The 19,114-nt window shown below is 40.9% G+C and carries 14 protein-coding genes; 9 read left to right on the top strand and 5 right to left on the bottom strand.

The window, feature by feature from the left end:
- Positions 1 to 47: 47 nt before the first annotated feature.
- From AAEZ22_RS01885 to AAEZ22_RS01875, 3 genes are read right to left on the bottom strand one after another with little or no spacing between them, the layout of a single operon-like run.
- On the bottom strand, positions 48 to 2,027 hold the full coding sequence (locus AAEZ22_RS01885; protein ID WP_352295934.1) for an LTA synthase family protein: 1,980 nt from the start codon (positions 2,025 to 2,027) through the stop codon (positions 48 to 50).
- A complete protein-coding gene (locus tag AAEZ22_RS01880; RefSeq protein ID WP_197181841.1) occupies positions 2,018 to 2,389 on the bottom strand; it encodes a diacylglycerol kinase in 372 nt (123 codons plus the stop codon). Before AAEZ22_RS01880 ends, AAEZ22_RS01885 begins: the two co-directional genes overlap by 10 nt.
- Complete coding sequence (locus tag AAEZ22_RS01875) at positions 2,386 to 4,056, bottom strand: phosphoethanolamine transferase (protein WP_182683849.1); 1,671 nt, start codon at positions 4,054 to 4,056, stop codon at positions 2,386 to 2,388. The genes AAEZ22_RS01880 and AAEZ22_RS01875 overlap by 4 nt, the downstream gene beginning before the upstream one ends.
- A gap of 540 nt (positions 4,057 to 4,596) precedes the next feature.
- On the opposite strand from AAEZ22_RS01875, the gene ilvG reads away from it, so the two are divergent.
- The 8 genes from ilvG (at position 4,597) to AAEZ22_RS01835 (ending at position 13,705) form a co-directional block, all read left to right on the top strand.
- Positions 4,597 to 6,246, top strand: coding sequence for an acetolactate synthase 2 catalytic subunit (gene ilvG / locus AAEZ22_RS01870; RefSeq protein WP_352295930.1), 1,650 nt, complete (start codon positions 4,597 to 4,599; stop codon positions 6,244 to 6,246).
- Positions 6,243 to 6,485, top strand: a complete 243-nt coding sequence (gene ilvM / locus AAEZ22_RS01865; RefSeq protein WP_058374304.1) for an acetolactate synthase 2 small subunit — start codon at positions 6,243 to 6,245, stop codon at positions 6,483 to 6,485. Before ilvG ends, ilvM begins: the two co-directional genes overlap by 4 nt.
- 99 nt (positions 6,486 to 6,584) lie before the next feature.
- Positions 6,585 to 8,441 (top strand): dihydroxy-acid dehydratase, encoded by a 1,857-nt coding sequence (ilvD, locus tag AAEZ22_RS01860; protein ID WP_086994745.1) that lies wholly within the window; start codon positions 6,585 to 6,587, stop codon positions 8,439 to 8,441.
- 2 nt (positions 8,442 to 8,443) lie between these two features.
- Entirely contained in the window at positions 8,444 to 9,997 is a 1,554-nt protein-coding gene (gene ilvA / locus AAEZ22_RS01855) for a threonine ammonia-lyase, biosynthetic (RefSeq protein ID WP_089368828.1), read from the top strand.
- A 97-nt stretch (positions 9,998 to 10,094) separates the two neighbouring features.
- Positions 10,095 to 11,123, top strand: a complete 1,029-nt coding sequence (locus AAEZ22_RS01850; RefSeq protein WP_182677574.1) for an ABC transporter substrate-binding protein — start codon at positions 10,095 to 10,097, stop codon at positions 11,121 to 11,123.
- Between the two features lie 61 nt (positions 11,124 to 11,184).
- Positions 11,185 to 12,369: a methyltransferase gene (locus tag AAEZ22_RS01845; protein ID WP_306288442.1), complete on the top strand. Its 1,185-nt coding sequence runs from the start codon at positions 11,185 to 11,187 to the stop codon at positions 12,367 to 12,369.
- 11 nt (positions 12,370 to 12,380) lie between these two features.
- On the top strand, positions 12,381 to 13,040 hold the full coding sequence (gene can, locus AAEZ22_RS01840) for a carbonate dehydratase (protein ID WP_086994736.1): 660 nt from the start codon (positions 12,381 to 12,383) through the stop codon (positions 13,038 to 13,040).
- Positions 13,041 to 13,048: 8 nt separating this feature from the next.
- Positions 13,049 to 13,705 (top strand): NAD(P)H-binding protein, encoded by a 657-nt coding sequence (locus AAEZ22_RS01835; protein WP_352295927.1) that lies wholly within the window; start codon positions 13,049 to 13,051, stop codon positions 13,703 to 13,705.
- A gap of 241 nt (positions 13,706 to 13,946) precedes the next feature.
- Here AAEZ22_RS01835 and ubiK read toward each other — a convergent pair whose 3' ends face one another.
- Positions 13,947 to 14,210 carry a ubiquinone biosynthesis accessory factor UbiK gene (ubiK, locus tag AAEZ22_RS01830; RefSeq protein WP_086994730.1) on the bottom strand — a complete coding sequence of 88 codons (264 nt, stop codon included), beginning with the start codon at positions 14,208 to 14,210 and terminating at the stop codon, positions 13,947 to 13,949.
- A gap of 163 nt (positions 14,211 to 14,373) precedes the next feature.
- Here ubiK and rep point away from each other — a divergent pair, with 163 nt between their 5' ends.
- Positions 14,374 to 16,392, top strand: a complete 2,019-nt coding sequence (gene rep, locus AAEZ22_RS01825; RefSeq protein ID WP_182683853.1) for a DNA helicase Rep — start codon at positions 14,374 to 14,376, stop codon at positions 16,390 to 16,392.
- 5 nt (positions 16,393 to 16,397) lie between these two features.
- Here the strand turns inward: rep and AAEZ22_RS01820 are convergent, their stop codons facing one another.
- Positions 16,398 to 18,968, bottom strand: a complete 2,571-nt coding sequence (locus AAEZ22_RS01820) for a bifunctional diguanylate cyclase/phosphodiesterase (protein ID WP_352295924.1) — start codon at positions 18,966 to 18,968, stop codon at positions 16,398 to 16,400.
- Positions 18,969 to 19,114 lie beyond the last annotated feature (146 nt).

The following is a 19,114-nucleotide window of genomic DNA, read 5'->3' as shown; positions in this document are numbered from 1 at the left end:
AAAATAGCCTTGTTACTTTAACAAGGCTTTATTATCAAGTCACTTTGTTAATGATACCAACCATTTGTATAAGCTAAGTTACCTAGGTTGGCATGGGCTAGGGCTTTTTTAATCAGTTGCTCATCGTTTTTACATGGCACAAGCTGATTATTACTATACGTATAGGTGGTTGCTGGTTTTTGCGGTTGTAGCACCACCACTTTATTGTCGTGCATATAGGCAAAGTTTTTGTCGTATTGCATCATTGCGCGTTGTTTGTTGTCGCTAATAGGTTTTGATAAATCATGGCCTATCATAGGGTGTTTGCCACTTACGCCAATTAAAGATAGTAAAGTAACGGGAATATCGAGTTGGCTGGCTAGTTGATTATCGCGTTTATGGGCAATGTCTTTACCAAAAATAACCGCTGGAATTCTAAAGTGATCAATTGGCACCAAGCTAGCACCTGATACACGCGAGTCGTGATCGGCTATTACAATAAATACCGTATCGTCCCAGTAGCTCGACTTTTTAGCTTTTTCGATAAATGTACCTAGCGCGTAGTCAGCGTATTTTGCCGCATTATTGCGGGTTTGTTTTTGTTTGTCGTACAGGGTTATTTTATCGTCAGGAAATTCATACGGGCTATGGTTGGAGCTGGAAAATATAAGACTTAAAAATGGTTTATTTTGTTTTTTAAGTTTAGTGAGTTCGATATCAGCTTGGTCGTATAAGTCTTCGTCTGATGCGCCCCACGAGCCATTAAAGTCTATTTTATTAAAGTTATTTGTATCTACAATATCTTTAAAGCCATTACCTAAAAAGAAGCTTCGCATGTTATCAAAGTGGCTTTCGCCGCCATAAATAAATTGGGTGTTATAATTTTGCTTCGCTAAAAAGTCAGCGATAGTAAAAAAGTCACGTTGTGATTTATCAAGCTTAACAACTGCACGCGAAGGTGTAGGCGTAAAGCCTGTAATTATCGCTTCAATACCACGCACCGAGCGCGTGCCAGTGGCATATAAATTATCAAACCCCCAACCTTGTTGATAAAGGGCGTCAATATTAGGCGTTAGCGGTAAACCGCCAAGTGTGCCTACATAGCGTGCCCCTAAGCTTTCTTGTAAAATAATGACTAGGTTTTTTGGTTTAGTGTTATTCGTTGCGGTATGAAAGGTGTTTGTTGGCGCACTTTTATCAGTAAATGTGGCTTGGCTATCTTGCATATTATTGCGCACTATACTGAGCAGTTCATCTGCTGGCATTTTTCCGTAATAATCTTGGCTAGATTGCTCATTAGAGAGCTGCTTTACCGCAAATGCTACGCTATAAAGTGAGTTAAGGGTTAAGTCGTTAAGTAAGTGATCGGTCGAAAACGATACCATGGCTGGGTTAAGTGGTCTGTGCCCTAATGAATTACGCGCGCCAAAAATAGTTAAGCACACTAAAACTAACGCTAAAATTGATTGATTTAACCTTGTTAGTGACGACTTACTTTGCCATTGATGGCTAAATACTTTACCTGCAAATTTGCAGCTTAAAATAAGTGCTATAACAGCAATAAGTATTTCTAATTTATAGCCCGAAAAAATCATTTTAGAGACTTCTTTAGGGTAAATTAAATACTCTATAAATAAGCGGTTTGGGCGTAAATCATACTCGTTTATAAATGTAGGGGTAATCACTTCAAAAAAAACGAGTAAAGCAGACATACCCACTAAGTAAATTTTAATTAGGCTGCGTATTTTATTTTGCCAACCTACGCTCTGCATCAGTAAAGTAAGTAGCAATACGGGCATAATAATGTAGCTTAAAGTGGCTATATCAACTCTTAAACCACCTACAAATATAGACAACCACGCATGCGATCCAAATACACGCTCCCCTTGCCATACACTTAAACCAAAGCGAGCAAGTGTTAAAAAGCCAAGGGCTAAAACAGCAAATACAACAAAAATCCATACCGGGCCAAGTGCATTTTTCACCTGAGGTATTACTTTAACTATTAGCCCCGTTATTTTAGGTATAAAATTTAGCTTTAAGCCCATAATACAGCCCACCAAATAAGTGCGGCAATTAACATGGCTATAAACACACTGGCAGAGGCTATATCTTTAGCGAGACCCGAAAGCTCATGGTGTTCGCTGCCAATCCTATCAACTACAACCTCAACTGCCGTATTTACTAGTTCAGCAAACAATACAAAAAGCAGGCTGGCTATAAGTAGTAATTTATCGCTTAGTGCAATTTCTTGCAGATACACAAACACACCAAGTAACGAAAACAGTGCTAACTCTTGTTGAAACGCCGCTTCAAATCGACTCATCCATTTTAAGCCGTTAAAAGAATGGCTTAAGGTAAAAATAAGGCGCATTAAGCCTTGGCGTTTTATAACGGTTTTATTGCTCATAGTTGTATTTCGCTTGGTGTTGTTTGGCAGCTCGCAAGTAGATCAAGCGATGCCTGATACGTTTTGCTGTTAATGCCAATTAAATTTAAAAGGGTGTGGAAAATATTGTTGTGTGAGCGTGCAGCATTGGTGTCTAAATTAGCTAAGCAGGTATTGGTAATGCGCTGATTATGCTCATCAGCCCACATATAAAGTGGTACGTGGGTTTGTGTGCTAGGCGCAAAGCTATACGGAAAGCCATGTAAATAAGCACCGCCCTCGCCAAGAGATTCACCATGATCTGACACATATAAAAATTGCTTATCTATATTGTTTGGCAGCGTTTTTAATTGCTCAATTACTTGGGCGTTAACAAAGTCGCTGTACGCAATGGTGTTGTCGTAGGTATTAACTAATTCATCAAATGAGCAATTTTGAATATCGCTTCTGTCGCAGGTTGGGGTAAATTGTTTAAATTGTTCAGGGTAGCGTTTAAAGTAAGTTGGCCCGTGCGAGCCCATCATATGCAGCACGATAACGGTGTTAGCTTGGGTTAAATTAGCCAGTTTGTGTTTAAGTGGAGCTAATAGCGCTTCATCAAAACAGTACTTACCATCACATAAAGTAGATTTTGTTGTAGGTATGTCGATAGTAACTACTCGCGTACATACGTCTTTACAGCCGCTGTTGTTATCAACCCAGAGTACATCACTGCCTGCGTGCTGGGCCAAATCAATCAAGTTTTGCTGGCTGTCGGCTTCGAGTCGATCAAAGTTTGTTTGTGTTTGCAACGAAAACATACAAGGTACAGATACCGCTGTAGCCGTGCCGCAAGACGCCACATTATTAAAGTAAGTAACGCCGTGTTTTTGGGTATAAAAATTGGTGTTACGTTTATAACCTTGATAAGCAAAGTTTTCTGCTCGTGCAGTTTCACCAACCACTATTACGGTTACGCTACTGGTATTAGGCGCAATTAGGGTAGGTGCAGCATCTATATTTTTAAATTCCATATTGGTATACAGCAGCTGATCGCGCATATATTTATAGCCGCTAGAGAGATACTGAAATGGAATAATTTCTTTTTTCAAAATGCGGTTATTGCGGCCCGTTGCAGCATAGTCGGCATAAAAGTTTGTAACCACCAATACTATAAGCGCCAAACACGCTACAACTAGCTTTACGCGGCTAAGTACTTCTTGGTGAGGGCGGGTAAAGTGTATTTTTATTTTGCTTAAAACAAAAACAGGCAGGGCACAAAACAGCAGTAAAAAGCCAATAAGCTGCGGATTTAAATAGCTTAATGCTTCGCTTGAATCAGTTTCGAAGGTGTTTTGGATCATAGAATAATCAAACACCACGCCATAATTTAAGGTGCCGTAAAGTACTGCACTGGAAATAACCAATAAAAAGTAATTAAGTGGCTTTAATAACCACCGAACCGACACTATCGAAAAAAATATAATTAGCAGGCAGAGTAGTAATAGCGGTACTGAAAATAAAAATAGCCACGAAAAAGAAGCTAAAGAAGTAATGGCGCTAAAAGAGCCATGAATGAATGGAATATTTATAACCAAGCAATAGTAGCAGGCAATCATTACTACAAAAGCGTTGGCGCTACAGTGAATGTAAAACCGTTTACCACGATTAAGTTTTTGCTGTGTAGATATAGGACTAAGTGAATGCATATTTAGGCTCGTTTAAAACAACAACGCCATGTTATGCAACAACACTTAAGAACTGCTTAAGAGAAGCTACGCATTTCCTGAGGGGGTAAAATAAATTTATTCCCAGAGTATTATTAAAAATTAATCAAACCATAAAAAGGGCATATTAGAATAGGGAATTTATAGCGCTTAACTATTCACATAAAAAAACCATAGCAGGTAATTATAGTGAATATTAAAACCACTTAAATTGCTTATTTGTCTTTTATTTGAATTGAATTTGATGTTGACTTAAAGGGCTCAGCACGGTATTAATATAAAAAGAGAGCAAAGGAATAACCTTTGCGATAATTTAACAACATTTGGTATTAATTACATGCTTGCAAACGCACTAAACCTAGTCCTGATTATTATCGTGGTGATTATTCCCGCGAGGGCTTCGTAGTGCTTTAAAAAACTTAAGCATTTAAAAGCCCTCCGCACTTAACCGTTCGGGGGGCTTTTTGGTTTTAGCGGCAAAATATGTGATTGAATTGTCACTGAGGAATGAGGGTTTTACTAATGACAGGCGCAGAATTAACAATAGATTTATTAGCCAAACACGGCGTAAAAGAAGTATTTGGCTACCCAGGCGGAGCTATTATGCCAATTTACGATGCCTTGTATGGCGCGCCAGCCAAGCACTACCTTACTCGGCATGAGCAAGGTGCAGGCTTTGCGGCAGTAGGTTTTGCTCGTAGTACGGGTAAATTAGGAGTGTGTTTTGCAACGTCAGGCCCTGGTGCCACTAACTTAATTACTGCTCTTGCCGATGCGATGATGGACTCAGTGCCATTATTAGCAATTACCGGGCAAGTGCCTACCGCAGCGATTGGTTCAGATGCCTTTCAGGAGATAGATGTGTTAGGTATGTCGCTGTCGTGTACTAAGCACAGTTACATGGTAGAGCGAGCCGAAGATTTAGCCGAAATACTGCAAGAGGCCATGCACTTAGCGCAAAGCGGTCGCCCAGGGCCCGTACTCGTAGATATCCCAAAAGACATTCAAATGGCGCAAGTGCCATTTCAGCCTTGGCTAGCAGCAGACGAGTACTTACCAGAACTTGATTTAAAGCAAGTTGCTATTGCTAATCAACTGCTTAGTGAAGCTAAACAGCCGGTTGCTTATGTAGGTGGTGGAGTGCAATCAGCGGATGCACAAGCCCAGTTGATGCAGTTTTTAAATAAAACCCACATGCCAGCGGTTGCCACACTTAAAGCGCTGGGCAGTGTGTTACCCGATTACGAGTATTACTTAGGTATGCTAGGTATGCACGGCGGCCAAGCTGCTAACTTAGCGGTGCAAGAATGCGATGTACTAGTGTGTATTGGGGCGCGGTTTGATGACCGTGTTACCGGCAACTTAGCAAAGTTTGCTGCAAACGCTAAAGTAATTCATTTAGACATAGACGCCGCAGAAGTCGGTAAGCGTAAACCAGCAAAAGCTTCTTTAATTGCTGACTTAAAAACGTCCTTACCTGCATTAGAGTGCTTTGTAACTCCGCAAGCATGGTGCGATTATAACAAAGCAATGATGGTTAAATATGCATGGCGTTACGACTATCCGGGCGACAAGGTATTTGCACCCTATTTACTTAATCAACTTAGCCAACGTATGCCTAAAACGGGTGTCGTGTGCTGCGATGTAGGTCAGCACCAAATGTGGGTGGCCCAGCATATGAAATTTAATCATCCCAGTAATCACTTAAGTAGTGGTGGTGCAGGCACTATGGGCTTTGGTTTACCTGCGGCAATTGGTGCACAAGTAGCGCGCCCCGATGACTTTGTTATTACGGTATCTGGTGATGGCTCTATCATGATGAACATTCAAGAGTTGGCAACAATTCGTCGTAATAATTTACCAGTAAAAATACTTATTTTAGATAACCAACGCTTAGGTATGGTACGTCAATGGCAGGAGCTGTTTTTTGAAGAGCGCTACTCAGAAACTGACCTTTCAGATAATCCAGACTTTGTGCAGCTAGCAGCGGTATTTGGTATACCAGGGCAAACCATAACCCATGCTAATCAAGTTGACGATGCAATAACCGCACTGGTTAATAGTAAAGGTCCATACATAGTACATGCCTGTATTGATAATAAAGAAAATGTATGGCCGCTAGTACCGCCAGGTGCAGCTAACGATGAAATGATGACGGGGAAAGCACAATGAAACATAGTTTAACAATCGCCTTAAAAAATCAAAGTATTGCTGTAGAGCGTTTTTTACGCGTAGTACGTCATCGTGGTTTTGACTTAACCCATTTTCAACTCAATATAGACGATGGCCAATACCATGTAACCATGACGGTAGACAGCGATAAGCCAATTCACTTATTAACCAGCCAGCTAAATAAGCTGGTGGACGTAAAAGCCGTTACTTTACAAAATTTACAGCAACAAGCGGTTTAAGTGTGCGCGCAGTAAACAATTGCAGAGTGGGTTAATAAACTTACTCAATAACTAAGAATGAGGAATGCTTGCTTATAAAGCAGCAAAACAGAGGTAACCATGGCAAAATTAAGAAGTGCAACAACAACCGAAGGTCGAAAACGTGCAGGTGCTCGTGCATTATGGCGTGCAACAGGAATGACAGATAGCGATTTCGGAAAGCCGATTATTGCGGTTGTAAACTCATTTACACAATTTGTACCTGGGCATGTGCACCTTAATCAGCTGAGCGAACTGATGGCTGAAACCATTACCCAAGCGGGTGGCGTGCCAAAAGAATTTAACACCATAGCGATAGATGATGGTATTGCTATGGGCCATGGTGGCATGTTGTATTCACTGCCATCACGCGACCTAATTGCCGACTCGGTTGAGTACATGGTTAATGGCCACTGCGCCGATGCGATGATTTGTATTTCAAACTGCGACAAAATTACCCCAGGAATGATGCTTGCAGCGTTGCGTTTAAATATTCCGGTTATATTTGTATCGGGTGGTCCGATGGAAGCCGGTAAAACTAAACTTGCTAATATCGATATTAAACTCGATTTGGTAGACGCCATGGTTAAAGGTGCAGATGAGTCGGTAAGTGATGCAGATTCAGAGCAAGTGGAGCGCTCAGCATGTCCTACATGTGGTTCGTGTTCAGGCATGTTTACTGCCAATTCTATGAACTGTTTACTTGAAGCCATTGGTTTAGCACTACCGGGTAACGGTACTACGCTAGCAACGCATAAAGACCGTAAACAATTATATGTTGAAGCGGGCGCACGCATTGTTGATTTGTGCCGCGAGTATTACCAAAAAGATAACCAAGAAGTATTGCCACGCGCGATTGCTAACAAAACAGCCTTTATGAACGCCATGGTAGTAGATATAGCCATGGGCGGCTCGTCAAATACGGTATTACATTTACTTGCTGCGGCGCAAGAGGCAGGTGTTGATTTTGATATGTCGCACATTGATGCACTATCTCGTAAAACGCCCTTTTTATGTAAAGTAGCACCCGCTACGCCAGAATATCATATTGAAGATGTACACCGCGCTGGTGGCATGATGGCAATTGTACGTGAGTTGGGTAAAGCAGGCTTAGTTGATATGTCGGTAAATCATGTCGCTGGGTCAACAATGGCTGAGCTAGTTAAAAAGTGGGATGCAACAGACCCAACTAACGAAGCTGCTCGCAAATTTTATCGTGCAGGCCCTGCGGGTATTCGCACTACTAAAGCAATGAGCCAAGAATGCCGTTGGGATGAGGGCGATAACGACCGCGAACATGGTTGTATTCGTAGTGTTGAACACGCTTTTCGTCAAGATGGTGGTTTAGCCGTACTGTCGGGCAATTTAGCGGTTGATGGCTGTGTTGTAAAGAGCGCGGGTGTAGTTGATGACATGCTACATTTTGAAGGTACTGCCGTGGTGTATGAGTCGCAAGATGATTCGGTAGAAGGTATTTTAAACGACGAAGTAAAAGCCGGCGATGTAGTGGTTATTCGTTATGAAGGGCCAAAAGGCGGGCCTGGAATGCAAGAAATGCTTTATCCAACCAGTTACTTAAAGTCAAAAGGCTTAGCAGAAAAATGTGCCTTGATCACTGATGGTCGTTTTTCTGGCGGCACATCAGGCTTATCAATTGGCCATGTATCACCAGAAGCGGCTAGTGGTGGTGCGATTGCCTACGTTGAAAACGGCGATAAAATAATTATTGATATTGCTACTCGCGAAATTACTTTAGCGCTTAGCGATGCAGAGCTCGAAGCTCGTAAACAAAAACAGCTAGCGCGTGGCAAGCAGGCTTATAAACCGCTTGATCGTCAGCGTTATGTATCATCTGCGCTTAAAGCATATGCGCTACTTGCTACCAGTGCTGATAAAGGTGCAGTGCGCGATTTAGCCAAACTAGAGGAGCTTAGTTAATTATGGTTTCTCAAGAACTCGATTATTTTCGTGCAATTATTCAAGCAAACATGGAGCCGCTAGCTAAAGTAACTGAAGTTAGCAAAATGGCCGAGCTCAGTACTAAGCTGGGCAACCATGTGTGGCTAAAACGCGAAGACCAGCAGCCGGTGTACTCATTTAAATTACGCGGTGCATTTAATAAACTTAACAAGCTGCCTAAAGGCTCAGTGGTGATTACTGCATCTGCAGGAAATCATGCTCAAGGTGTGGCGCTCAGTGCCTCACATTTAGGGCATCAGGCAACTATAGTTATGCCAGTAACCACCCCAGAAATAAAAGTAAGTGCAGTACGCGCACTTGGTGGTGAGGTGGTATTACATGGTCATCATTTTGATGCCGCTAAAGCCCATGCGCTAGAACTTACAGAGCAACTCAACGGTATATTTGTACCGCCATTTGACGACCCAGACGTAATTGTAGGGCAAGGCACAGTAGCCCGTGAGCTAATGCAGCAGTTAAACGAGCTTGATGCGGTATTTATTCCCGTTGGCGGCGGCGGTTTACTTGCTGGTATGGCGGTATATATAAAATCACTGCGCCCTGACATTAAAGTAATAGGGGTAGAAGCCGACGAAAGTGCCTGCTTACAAGCCGCACTAAAAGCGGGTAAACCAGTAGAGCTTGATAGAGTTGGTAGTTTTGCCGATGGTGTGGCGGTTAAAATTATTGGTACTGAAACGTTTAGATTAGCGCAAAAGTTTTGCGACGACGTAGTTACCGTAAGCAGCGATGAGATATGCGCCGCCATGCAAGATATTTTTGTATCTACGCGTGCCATTGCCGAGCCTTCAGGCGCGCTTGCCACTGCCGGGCTGAAAAAGTGGAGTCAGCAATCGGGGTTAAAAGGGCTGCATTTAGCTGCCGTGCTTTCAGGAGCTAATTTAAATTTTGATCGCTTACGTTATGTAGCAGAGCGCACCGCACTTGGCGAAAAAAACGAAGCACTATTAGCCGTTACCATTAATGAAGAAAAAGGCAGTTTTAAACAATTTTGTGCCTCGTTAGGTGGGCGCGCTATTACCGAGTTTAATTATCGTTATGCAGGGCCCGGCGATGCGCAAATATTTGTAGGTATTGCGCTACGTCAAGGGTTACAAGAGCTAGAAGAGTTAAAGCGAGATCTAACCAATAACAATTATCAATTTTGCGACCTATCGGATAACGAACTCGCTAAGTTACATGTGCGTTATATGGTTGGAGGTAAAGCACCTGAGCAATTACATGAACGTTTATTACAGTTTGAGTTTCCTGAATACCCGGGCGCATTAGCACGCTTTTTAGATACCTTAGGCAGTAATTGGAATATTACTTTATTTCATTATCGTAATCATGGTGGCTCTACGGGGAATGTATTAGCAGGTTTTGCAATTGAACCAAGCCAATTTGATGTGTTTAATGAGCACTTAAATCGCTTAGGCTATAACGTACAAGATGAAACAAATAACCCGTGTTTTACCCAGTTTTTAACCTCGCAGCCTCAGGGCAAAAACGTCGATAAACTCGCTTCGGCATAACCCTCTTTATTAACAAGCACCTCTTTGAGGTGCTTGCTTTATCATGTTTTTTACATATTATTATCAATAAATAATAATATGCTTTGAGGGGAACTCGTTGCTAATTAAAGGACTAATCATTGTTTTAGGGCTTTTTTGTTGCCAGCTACAGGCGCAAGAACCGGTTACATTGCAATTAAAATGGACTCATCAATTTCAATTTGCCGGCTATTATATGGCCAAGCATAAAGGCTTTTATAAAGAGGTCGGGCTGGATGTAAATATACTCCCTGCCAAGTTAAGTATGCCCGACAGTTTTGATGCAGTAGCACAAGGTGAGGTGCAGTTTGGCATTGGTCATTCTGGTGTTTTACAGCAACGCATTGCCGGTAAACCTTTAGTGGCAATGGCTGCTATATTGCAGTTTTCCCCTTATTGCTGGATGGTTAAAGACAGCTCTGATATTTTTCATGCACGAGACTTTATTACTAAACGAGTCACTACCAGCGGTAAAAGAGAGAATACTGAGTTATTAATTATGCTCCAGCGCAGTGGCATTAATACCGACCGCTTAGCCCATTATGAAGGTGATAATCCGACCCGCGCATGGATTGACAATAAAGTAGATGCAATGCAAGTGTATGTAACCGACCTACCTTATTACATGGCGCAACAAGGAATTGCCCACAGACTTATTTGTCCGCAAAGGTACGGTATGGATCTGTATGCCGATATTTTGTTTACTAGCCAAAGTATGCTTAAAAACCACCCGCAAACAGTAGAAAGCTTTTATCAGGCAAGTCTTAAAGGCTGGCGTTATGCAATGATGAATATGGATGAAGCGATAGCAGTAACTCAGCAATATGCACCGCATAAAAGCCCCCATCAGCTAGCTTATGAAGCCGAGGTATTAAAAGGTTATGTTACAGTACCCAGTACTCACCTAGGTAATATGTCGATGGCAAAGTGGCGCTTAATAGCTGATTTATATGGTGTTGAACAAAGTGATTTTGACAAAGTAAAAACTAGTTTTATATATAAGTATCAGGAGCCCGAAAGATTACAGCTTTCATGGATGTTACTGGCAGCAATTATTATCAGCATTATTTCTATCCCGCTGTATTTACGTTTAATCTTCAAAAAATAACCACTTAATGACAGTGGGCTGAGCTGCTATAATTAATTGTGTTTATTTATTTTAAGTTGATATGACCTTAGCTGAGCAGTTTTCTGCACTTGATTCTCTCCTTATGCGTAATCGCCAATATTGGCAATGTACGGCATTTGATTTTGATGCACTACCTTGGCCTGAGCTACAAGAGCCTTTAAATAATTTAACGGATGAAGAAGTTGCCCAATTAGATGGCAATGAAGAACAGTTATATCAATTTTTTGAGCCGCATATTGAGCAACTTGAACAACTGGTAAATTTGTGTGAATTACCAACAGCGAACTTAACGCGCAGTGACTATCCGTTTTGGCTTAGTAACGGTATAAAAGGGCGGAAGTTTCAGCAGCTGCAAGATTTTGTAGCGGCTTTACCCAGTAGTACCAAGCCTGTTTTAGAATGGTGCGCGGGTAAAGGACACCTCGGGCGTATGCTAGCGTTTAATGGTGCTAAAAGCGTGCACAGTATAGAGCTGCAATCGCAATTATGTGAGCAAGGGCAGCACAGTGCAAAGCAGCAAGGCTTAGCTATGCACTTTAGCCAAGCAGATGTATTGAAGGATGACATTACTGCTTTTTTTAAAGCCGATATGCACGCAGTCGCTTTACATGCTTGCGGCGGTTTACATCAAGCTTTTATGCAGCAGGCCAGTGTAGCTAAAGTCTCTAACATTAGTTTTTCTCCTTGTTGTTATCATTTATTTACCCCAGACAATTACCTAGCAATGAGTACGCTTGCACAACAAAGTCTCCTTAACTTAACTCATCGCGACTTAAAGCTCGCACTTCAAGAAATGGTCACCGCGCCTTCACGCATAGTTAAAGTGCGTAACACTGAAGTTGCATGGCGACTCGGGTTTGATGCCCTGCGAAAATCGATTACTAATGAGCAACATTACGTCAGTGTGCCGTCGGTTAACAAGGCGGTGTTTTCAGATTCATTTAAATCGTTTTGTGCATGGGCTGCAGACAAAAAGTCGTTAAAGTTGCCGCAAGAAATTGATTATAATAAGTTTTTACTTATTGGGCAGGACAAAATAAAAGTAACTGATCGTATTGAACTGGTTCGACATGTGTTCAGAAGAGCAATAGAAGTTTGGCTTGTGCTCGATCGTGCTTTATATTTACAGCAGCAAGGCTATCAAGTCAGTATTAAAACGTTTTGCGCAAAACAGTTAACACCGCGCAATATTTTGATCTTGGCAAATTACCCGTCTTCGAACTGAAAAGAGATGCAATGAGAAAGCTAAAAAATTTATTCGACAATAATAAGCGTTGGGCAGATCGCACTAGTAAAGCGGATCCTGACTTTTTTAAAATACTATCAATGCAGCAAAATCCAGAGTACTTATGGATTGGTTGTTCCGACTCCCGCGTGCCAGCCAATCAAATTGTAGATTTACTCCCAGGTGAGCTATTTGTACATCGTAACGTAGCAAACGTAGTTGTACATACAGATCATAACTGTTTATCGGTAATGCAATATGCTGTTGAAGTATTAAAAGTTAAACATATTATGGTGGTGGGGCATTATGGTTGTGGTGGTGTACAAGCAGTACTAGATGAAGCCCGCTTTGGCTTTATTGATAATTGGCTGCGCCATGTTGGTGATGTAAAAGAGAAGCACCTAGAGCAATTAAATGCAGTGCCTGAAAAAGAGCGTTTAAGCCGTTTAATAGAGCTTAATGTAATTGAGCAGGTACGTAATGTAGCGCGTACTAATATAGTACAAGACGCATGGGCACGTGGACAAAGTTTATCGATTCATGGTTGGGTTTACGGCCTAGAAAATGGCCACCTACATGACCTAGAGTCAGTAGTAACTTGTGCATCAGAAGAAGCCGACACTTATAAAAAAGCCGTGCAACACGTGTTTTCAAAACTTGACCATGGATAATTAAAGCGATGACAAAAACGGCGGTAATTATAGGTGCAACAGGGTTAGTAGGAAATGAGTTATTAAAAAAGTTACTACAAAGCGCGTATTTTTCTAATGTAATTGCCTTAAGCCGTCGTGCGCTAAGCATACGTCATCCAAAACTCGTTAATCATATAATTGAGTTTGATGAGTTAACTCAATATGCTGCATTATTTAAAGGCGATGTGTTTTTTTCTTGTTTAGGTACTACTAAAAAGCAAGCCGGCTCAATTGCGGCGCAGCGAAGAGTTGATTTTGATTATCAATTTATTGCCGCGCAATTAGCCGCAAGTAATGGTGTGCAACATTACTGCTTGGTGTCATCAAGTGGTGCAAATGCGCACAGCACTAGCCCTTATTTAAAAATGAAGGGGCAACTAGAGCAGCAGGTTAAGCAACTGCCTTTTGCACGTATCAGTATTTTTCAGCCGTCGTTATTATTAGGTAACCGTAAGCAGTTTAGAGTGGCTGAGAAAATTGGCAGTGTTATTTTACCCATTATAACTCGTCTGCCACTTTTAAAACGCTATAAACCAATAACTGGGGAGCAAGTAGCGCAAAAAATGCTGGTTGTGAGTTGCGTGCAGCAGAGCAATTTAGCTTACTATGTACTTGATGAGCTATTTAACCTGAGCTCCGGATAATAAATCTATCTCAAGCTGCTATTTTCAGCGCTAACTGCGTTGAATTTACTTGCAATAGGCCAGCTATTGACGCGTAAATTCGCCTTGTTTTCACTGAAAACTTCAGGCTAGAGAAAATAAATATAATTATAATTCAATATGTTAGTAAATTCCTTAACTAGAGTTCAGGTTATTTAATTAATTAGCACTATTACAAAACAAAAAAGCAGCCTTGGCTGCTTTTTTACTTTAAGCGTATATATTATTCAGCATTTGGCTGAGTGCTAAGTTGTTGCTCTAACAGTGCAACTTTAGCTTCAAGCTCAGTTAGCTTTTCGCGTGTACGGATCAGTACTTGGCTTTGTACATCAAACTCTTCACGACTTACAAAGTCCATCTCAGCAAGCTTGTTTTGTAAAACTTGTTTGGTTTTACCTTCGAGTGTATCGGCTAAGTTTTTTACGCCTTGTGGCATATTACTAGTGATTTGCTTTGCAATTTCTTCAAGTTTTGCTGGATTAATCATGTTCGTCCCTTGGCTGTTGCCCAGAATTTATAATAACTAATATTACCTTATAGCCAGTGTATTTAACACAGGTTGATCTTTATCGAATTAATTAGTGCAATTGCTATGCTCGCTGTAATGGTTACGTTAAAATTGCCCGTCTTTTTAAATCTCTTTGGTCGTTATGAAACTCAATCCTAAACAAGATGAAGCGGTAAAATATATTAGTGGGCCATGCTTAGTGCTTGCTGGAGCTGGCTCTGGTAAAACGCGTGTTATTACTAATAAAATCGCATATTTAGTGAAACAGTGTGAGTATAAAGCGCGTAATATTGCCGCGGTTACTTTTACCAATAAAGCTGCTAAAGAGATGCGTGAGCGTGTTTTGCAAACACTTGGCAAGCAAGATGCCAAAGGGCTTTGGGTATCTACATTTCATACGCTGGGTTTAGAAATTATCAAAAAAGAACTTAGTACACTGGGCTTTAAGCCGGGTTTTTCGCTATTTGACGATCAAGATACCAACCAGTTATTAAATGATTTAACCGAAGACGAACTTAAAAATGATAAAGACCTACTCAAGCTATTAAAAATGGCAATTGGTAGCTGGAAAAACGAATTAATTTTACCAGAACAAGCAATCCGCGAAGCGCGAGAGCCACAAAAAGCATTATTTGCACAGCTTTATGGTCGCTATCAAAACCAGTTACGTGCTTACAATGCACTAGATTTTGATGACTTAATAATGATCCCTACTTTGCTCCTTACTAATAATGCCACCTCACGGATGCGCTGGCAGCAACGCTTTAAATACTTGCTGGTGGATGAGTACCAAGATACCAATACCAGCCAATACCAACTTGTTAAGCTGTTAGTAGGTGAACGTGCCCGCTTTACTGTGGTAGGCGATGACGATCAATCGATATATTCATGGCGCGGTGCGCGTCCGCAAAACTTAGTGTTATTAAGTAAAGACTTCCCCGGGCTTAGACTTATTAAGCTGGAGCAAAACTACCGTAGTGCAGGGCGAATACTAAAAGCGGCTAATATATTAATTGCCAACAACCCGCACGACATTGAAAAAAAGCTGTTTAGTGAGCTCGGTTATGGTGAGCCAATAAAAGTAATTGGTTGTCGTGATGAAGAGCATGAGTCTGAGCGCGTAGTGGCTGAAATTATTTCGCATAAGTTTATGAAACGCACTAGCTACAAAGATTACGCTATTTTATATCGCGGTAATCACCAAGCGCGAGGCTTTGAAAAATCGTTAATGAGTAACCGTATTCCATACAAAATTAGCGGTGGTATGTCGTTTTTTTCGCGCTCAGAAATTAAAGATATTATGGCCTACTTACGGCTGCTGGTTAATCAAGACGATGACAATGCATTTTTACGAATAGTAAATACACCACGGCGCGAAATAGGCACGGTGACACTTGAAAAGCTGGGCACGCTCGCAAATGAAAAGCACATGAGTTTATTTGCTACCTGTTTTGATAATGACCTAGGTTATAGGCTAAAAGGGCGTGGTTTGAACGCACTTACTGGGTTTGCACGTTGGGTTGTGGAGCTATCAGACAACGCGGTGCGCGGTGATACCCTAGAAGCGGTTAAAGATTTAGTGCGTAACATTAACTACGAAGCGTATTTATACGAGTCATCACCTAGTGCCAAAGCGGCTGAAATGCGGATGAAAAACGTATCGGAGTTATATCGGTGGATCACCGACATGCTAACCGGCGACGCCGATAACGAGCCCATGACCTTGGCCGAAGTAGTGAGCAAACTTACATTACGCGATATGTTAGAGCGTAACGAAGAAGAAGATGAAGCCGACGCGGTGCAGTTATCAACCTTGCATGCATCAAAGGGACTAGAGTATCCGTACGTGTTTATGGTGGGTATGGAAGAGGGCTTGCTACCGCATCAGGTAAGTATTGATGAGGACAACGTAGATGAAGAGCGTCGCCTTGCGTATGTTGGGATCACCCGAGCTCAACAAGAGCTCACCTTAACTTATGCTAAAATACGTCGTCAATTTGGCGAAACATCACAAACAGAGCTCAGTCGTTTTGTACAAGAACTACCACAAGACGATTTAGCATTCGAGAATAAAAAAGCACCTAATAGCCAAGCCGAGCGAATGGAAAAAGGTCAGGCGCGTGTGGCTAATTTACGCGCTATGCTTAAAAAACCTGAATAAATTGGTTAACGTTGCAGTGATTCAGAGTGACTAATAGAGGGTTGCAAGCTACTGTTAAGTGCAGACTGTTTACCGATAAAAAATCCTAGACCGTGTTTATCTAATAGAGCTCTAAAATTTAATATAGCAGGGCCTTTTGCTATTACTTTAGTGTTTTTAATTTTAGTAATGGCAAGTACGCCCTGCAGTTGTAGGTCGTAGCTAGCTTGCTGCAAAATACGTTTACTAAACGTCGAGCTTAGTAGTAGGTAGTCAAAATCAATTTCGCTAAGTAAGTTAAGCTCGCATTTATCTTTAGCAAAATTATTTAACCCAATAGAGTAGCCGTTTAAAGATAACTGCTTTAAATTTTCAATTTGTGTTGCACTAGCATAACGAATTTCTTGCTCGTCAAAGAGTAAGCAAAGCTGTGTTTTGTTTTCGCATTGGCTCAAAGCATCAGTAAATAAATTAAACTCAGGATGGGCCAATAATAAACTAGAGCAAGGTAGTAAGCCGACGTTTAAGTTAGCGTTACTTGTTTGTGTGTATGCTTGTTGCAGTAGCTGAAGTTCAACATTAAGATGTTGCTCTTTATCGCAGGCAAACTTTTTTAGAATATCAAAACTGGTATAGCCCAATATAGGGTGCTCGCCAAATGCTTCTAGCAATGACTCAGACTGGCAATTTTCATCAAGAGTAATGATCTCAGAACTTCTAAAGTTCATCGGTAGCTGTTCAAGGTAATGCAGTACTGGTGATTGCTGCTCTGGTATTGCTTGCGTTAATAGCGGGTGGAATAGCTCATAGCGGTTTCTACCTGAGTTTTTAGCGTAGTACATAGCAGCATCGGCATCACGAATTATTTCATCCGTATTTTTATAGCTTTGGTTAGAGTAAGTTATACCAATACTTGCACCACTTTGCAGTGACGAGCCTTTAAAACAAAATGGTTCTGCCATTAAGTTAATGATTCTATTAGCAACATCTTCAGCTTGTTGAGGCTCGGTTAAATGAGTCAATAAAATTACAAACTCATCCCCCCCTAAGCGCGCTAATAAGTCGTGCTCGCGAATACACTGCGAAAATAGCTTACTCACGCTAATTAAAAACTGATCCCCGGCATGATGGCCAAGTTGGTCGTTAATACTTTTAAACTTATCTAAATCAATAAATAATACGGCAAAGTGTTGCTCTACAAAGCGATGATATTCTTGCAGGGTTTTTTCAAGTTGAGCTAAAAATAAGCTTCGGTTAGCTAAACCGGTCAGCGAGTCGTGATGCGCGTCGTGATAAAGCTGCTGCTCTATTTTTTTTCGCTCATCAATTTGCATTTGTAAATGTAGGTTAGCTTGGCGTAACTCTTTAGTTTTTTCGTCAACCCGAAACTCAAGCTCCTGATGACTCTTTTTAAGTGCGATATTAGCTAATTTTGTTTGTAATACTGTAGCAATTTGATGGGATACAAAGGTGATGAGTTCGCAATCATCTTGGCTAAAAATATGTTTATTGTTATACGCTTGGCAAACAATTAAACCAATAACACCTTGTGATGTTTTTAATGGTGCGCCAAGCCAACTAGTAGCCATTTGCTTTTCAGGCACAGGTGAAGTGCGTTGTACTGTGCCATCTTGTATAAGCGCTTTTGCTCTATCGGGATGTATAAGCTGAGTTTCTTCGGTGCTAATTACCAGCTCACTATAGCCTTTAGAAAAACGCCTTGATTGAGGGTTCTTTTTAAATTCATCTACGTAATAAGGAAAGCTTAGCCAGCCAGAATCTTTGTTATAAAGTGCAATATAAAGGTTATCAGCATAGGTTATCGACTTTATAATTTCATGCAGTTGTAAATATACATCATCAATATTTTTAGCTTGTGTTGCCAGCTCCGATATTTTAAATAAAATTTGCTGGCGTTGTAGGGCTCGTTTACGTTGTTCGACTTCAAGGTTAAGCGCTGCGTTACTTTGTGTAAGTGCTTGGGTGCGAATTTTAACTTCGGCTTCGAGTTGCTCGCGCTTTTTTACTCGCTCTATTGCGGTAGCTAAGTACAGCGACATAACCTCTAGTAATTGTATTTGTTGAGGGCTGTATCCTTGCTCTGTGTCGTAACTTTGTGCTGCAAGTACGCCTATAATGCTTTTTTCTTGAAATACAGGCACGCCAATCCAGTGCTCAGCAGGCGTACCTAAAGCTTTAAATAAACCATTATTAGCAGCATCTTGCATTTGTTGCTTAGTAAAGTAGGTTGTTTTACCTTGTTTAAATACATAACCAGTTGCACCTTCGTTAAAACTATTATGCTGATTAAGGGCAATAGCAAGACCATCTTTTTCGTCTGAAAAATAAGAAAGTTCTAATAAGTTTGTGTGTCTGTTGGAAAGTACAACATAAAAACTTTTGCTTGGTACGTACTTTTGCAAAATATCGTGTATAGCGGGATAGAGTAAGGTAAGTTCTGCAACCGTGCTGGCTTGCTCTGATAATAGGATCAGGGCATTTTGTAGATGATGTGCATGCTTGTACTTTTTCAGTAGCGCTTTAAGACGTTTATTTTGATGCGCTAAGTTACTAGGTACTGTTAATTTATCTTCCAATGATGTTAACCAGCTGTGTTTTTATTGTATACTAATTGCGCTTATAATTTCATTTTTAACTATTAGCGTCAAGTATATATTCGTTAAAATAGCGGTTAAAAGTAGATAAAAAGCATTAAAAAAGGCTTACCTTAGGTAAACCTTTT

Origin of the sequence: Pseudoalteromonas sp. 20-MNA-CIBAN-0454 (assembly GCF_040308685.1) — a bacterium.
Classification (GTDB): domain Bacteria; phylum Pseudomonadota; class Gammaproteobacteria; order Enterobacterales; family Alteromonadaceae; genus Pseudoalteromonas; species Pseudoalteromonas nigrifaciens.
The sequence above is the reverse complement of the archived record's forward strand: the minus strand, read 5'-3'. Positions and strand labels throughout refer to the sequence as shown.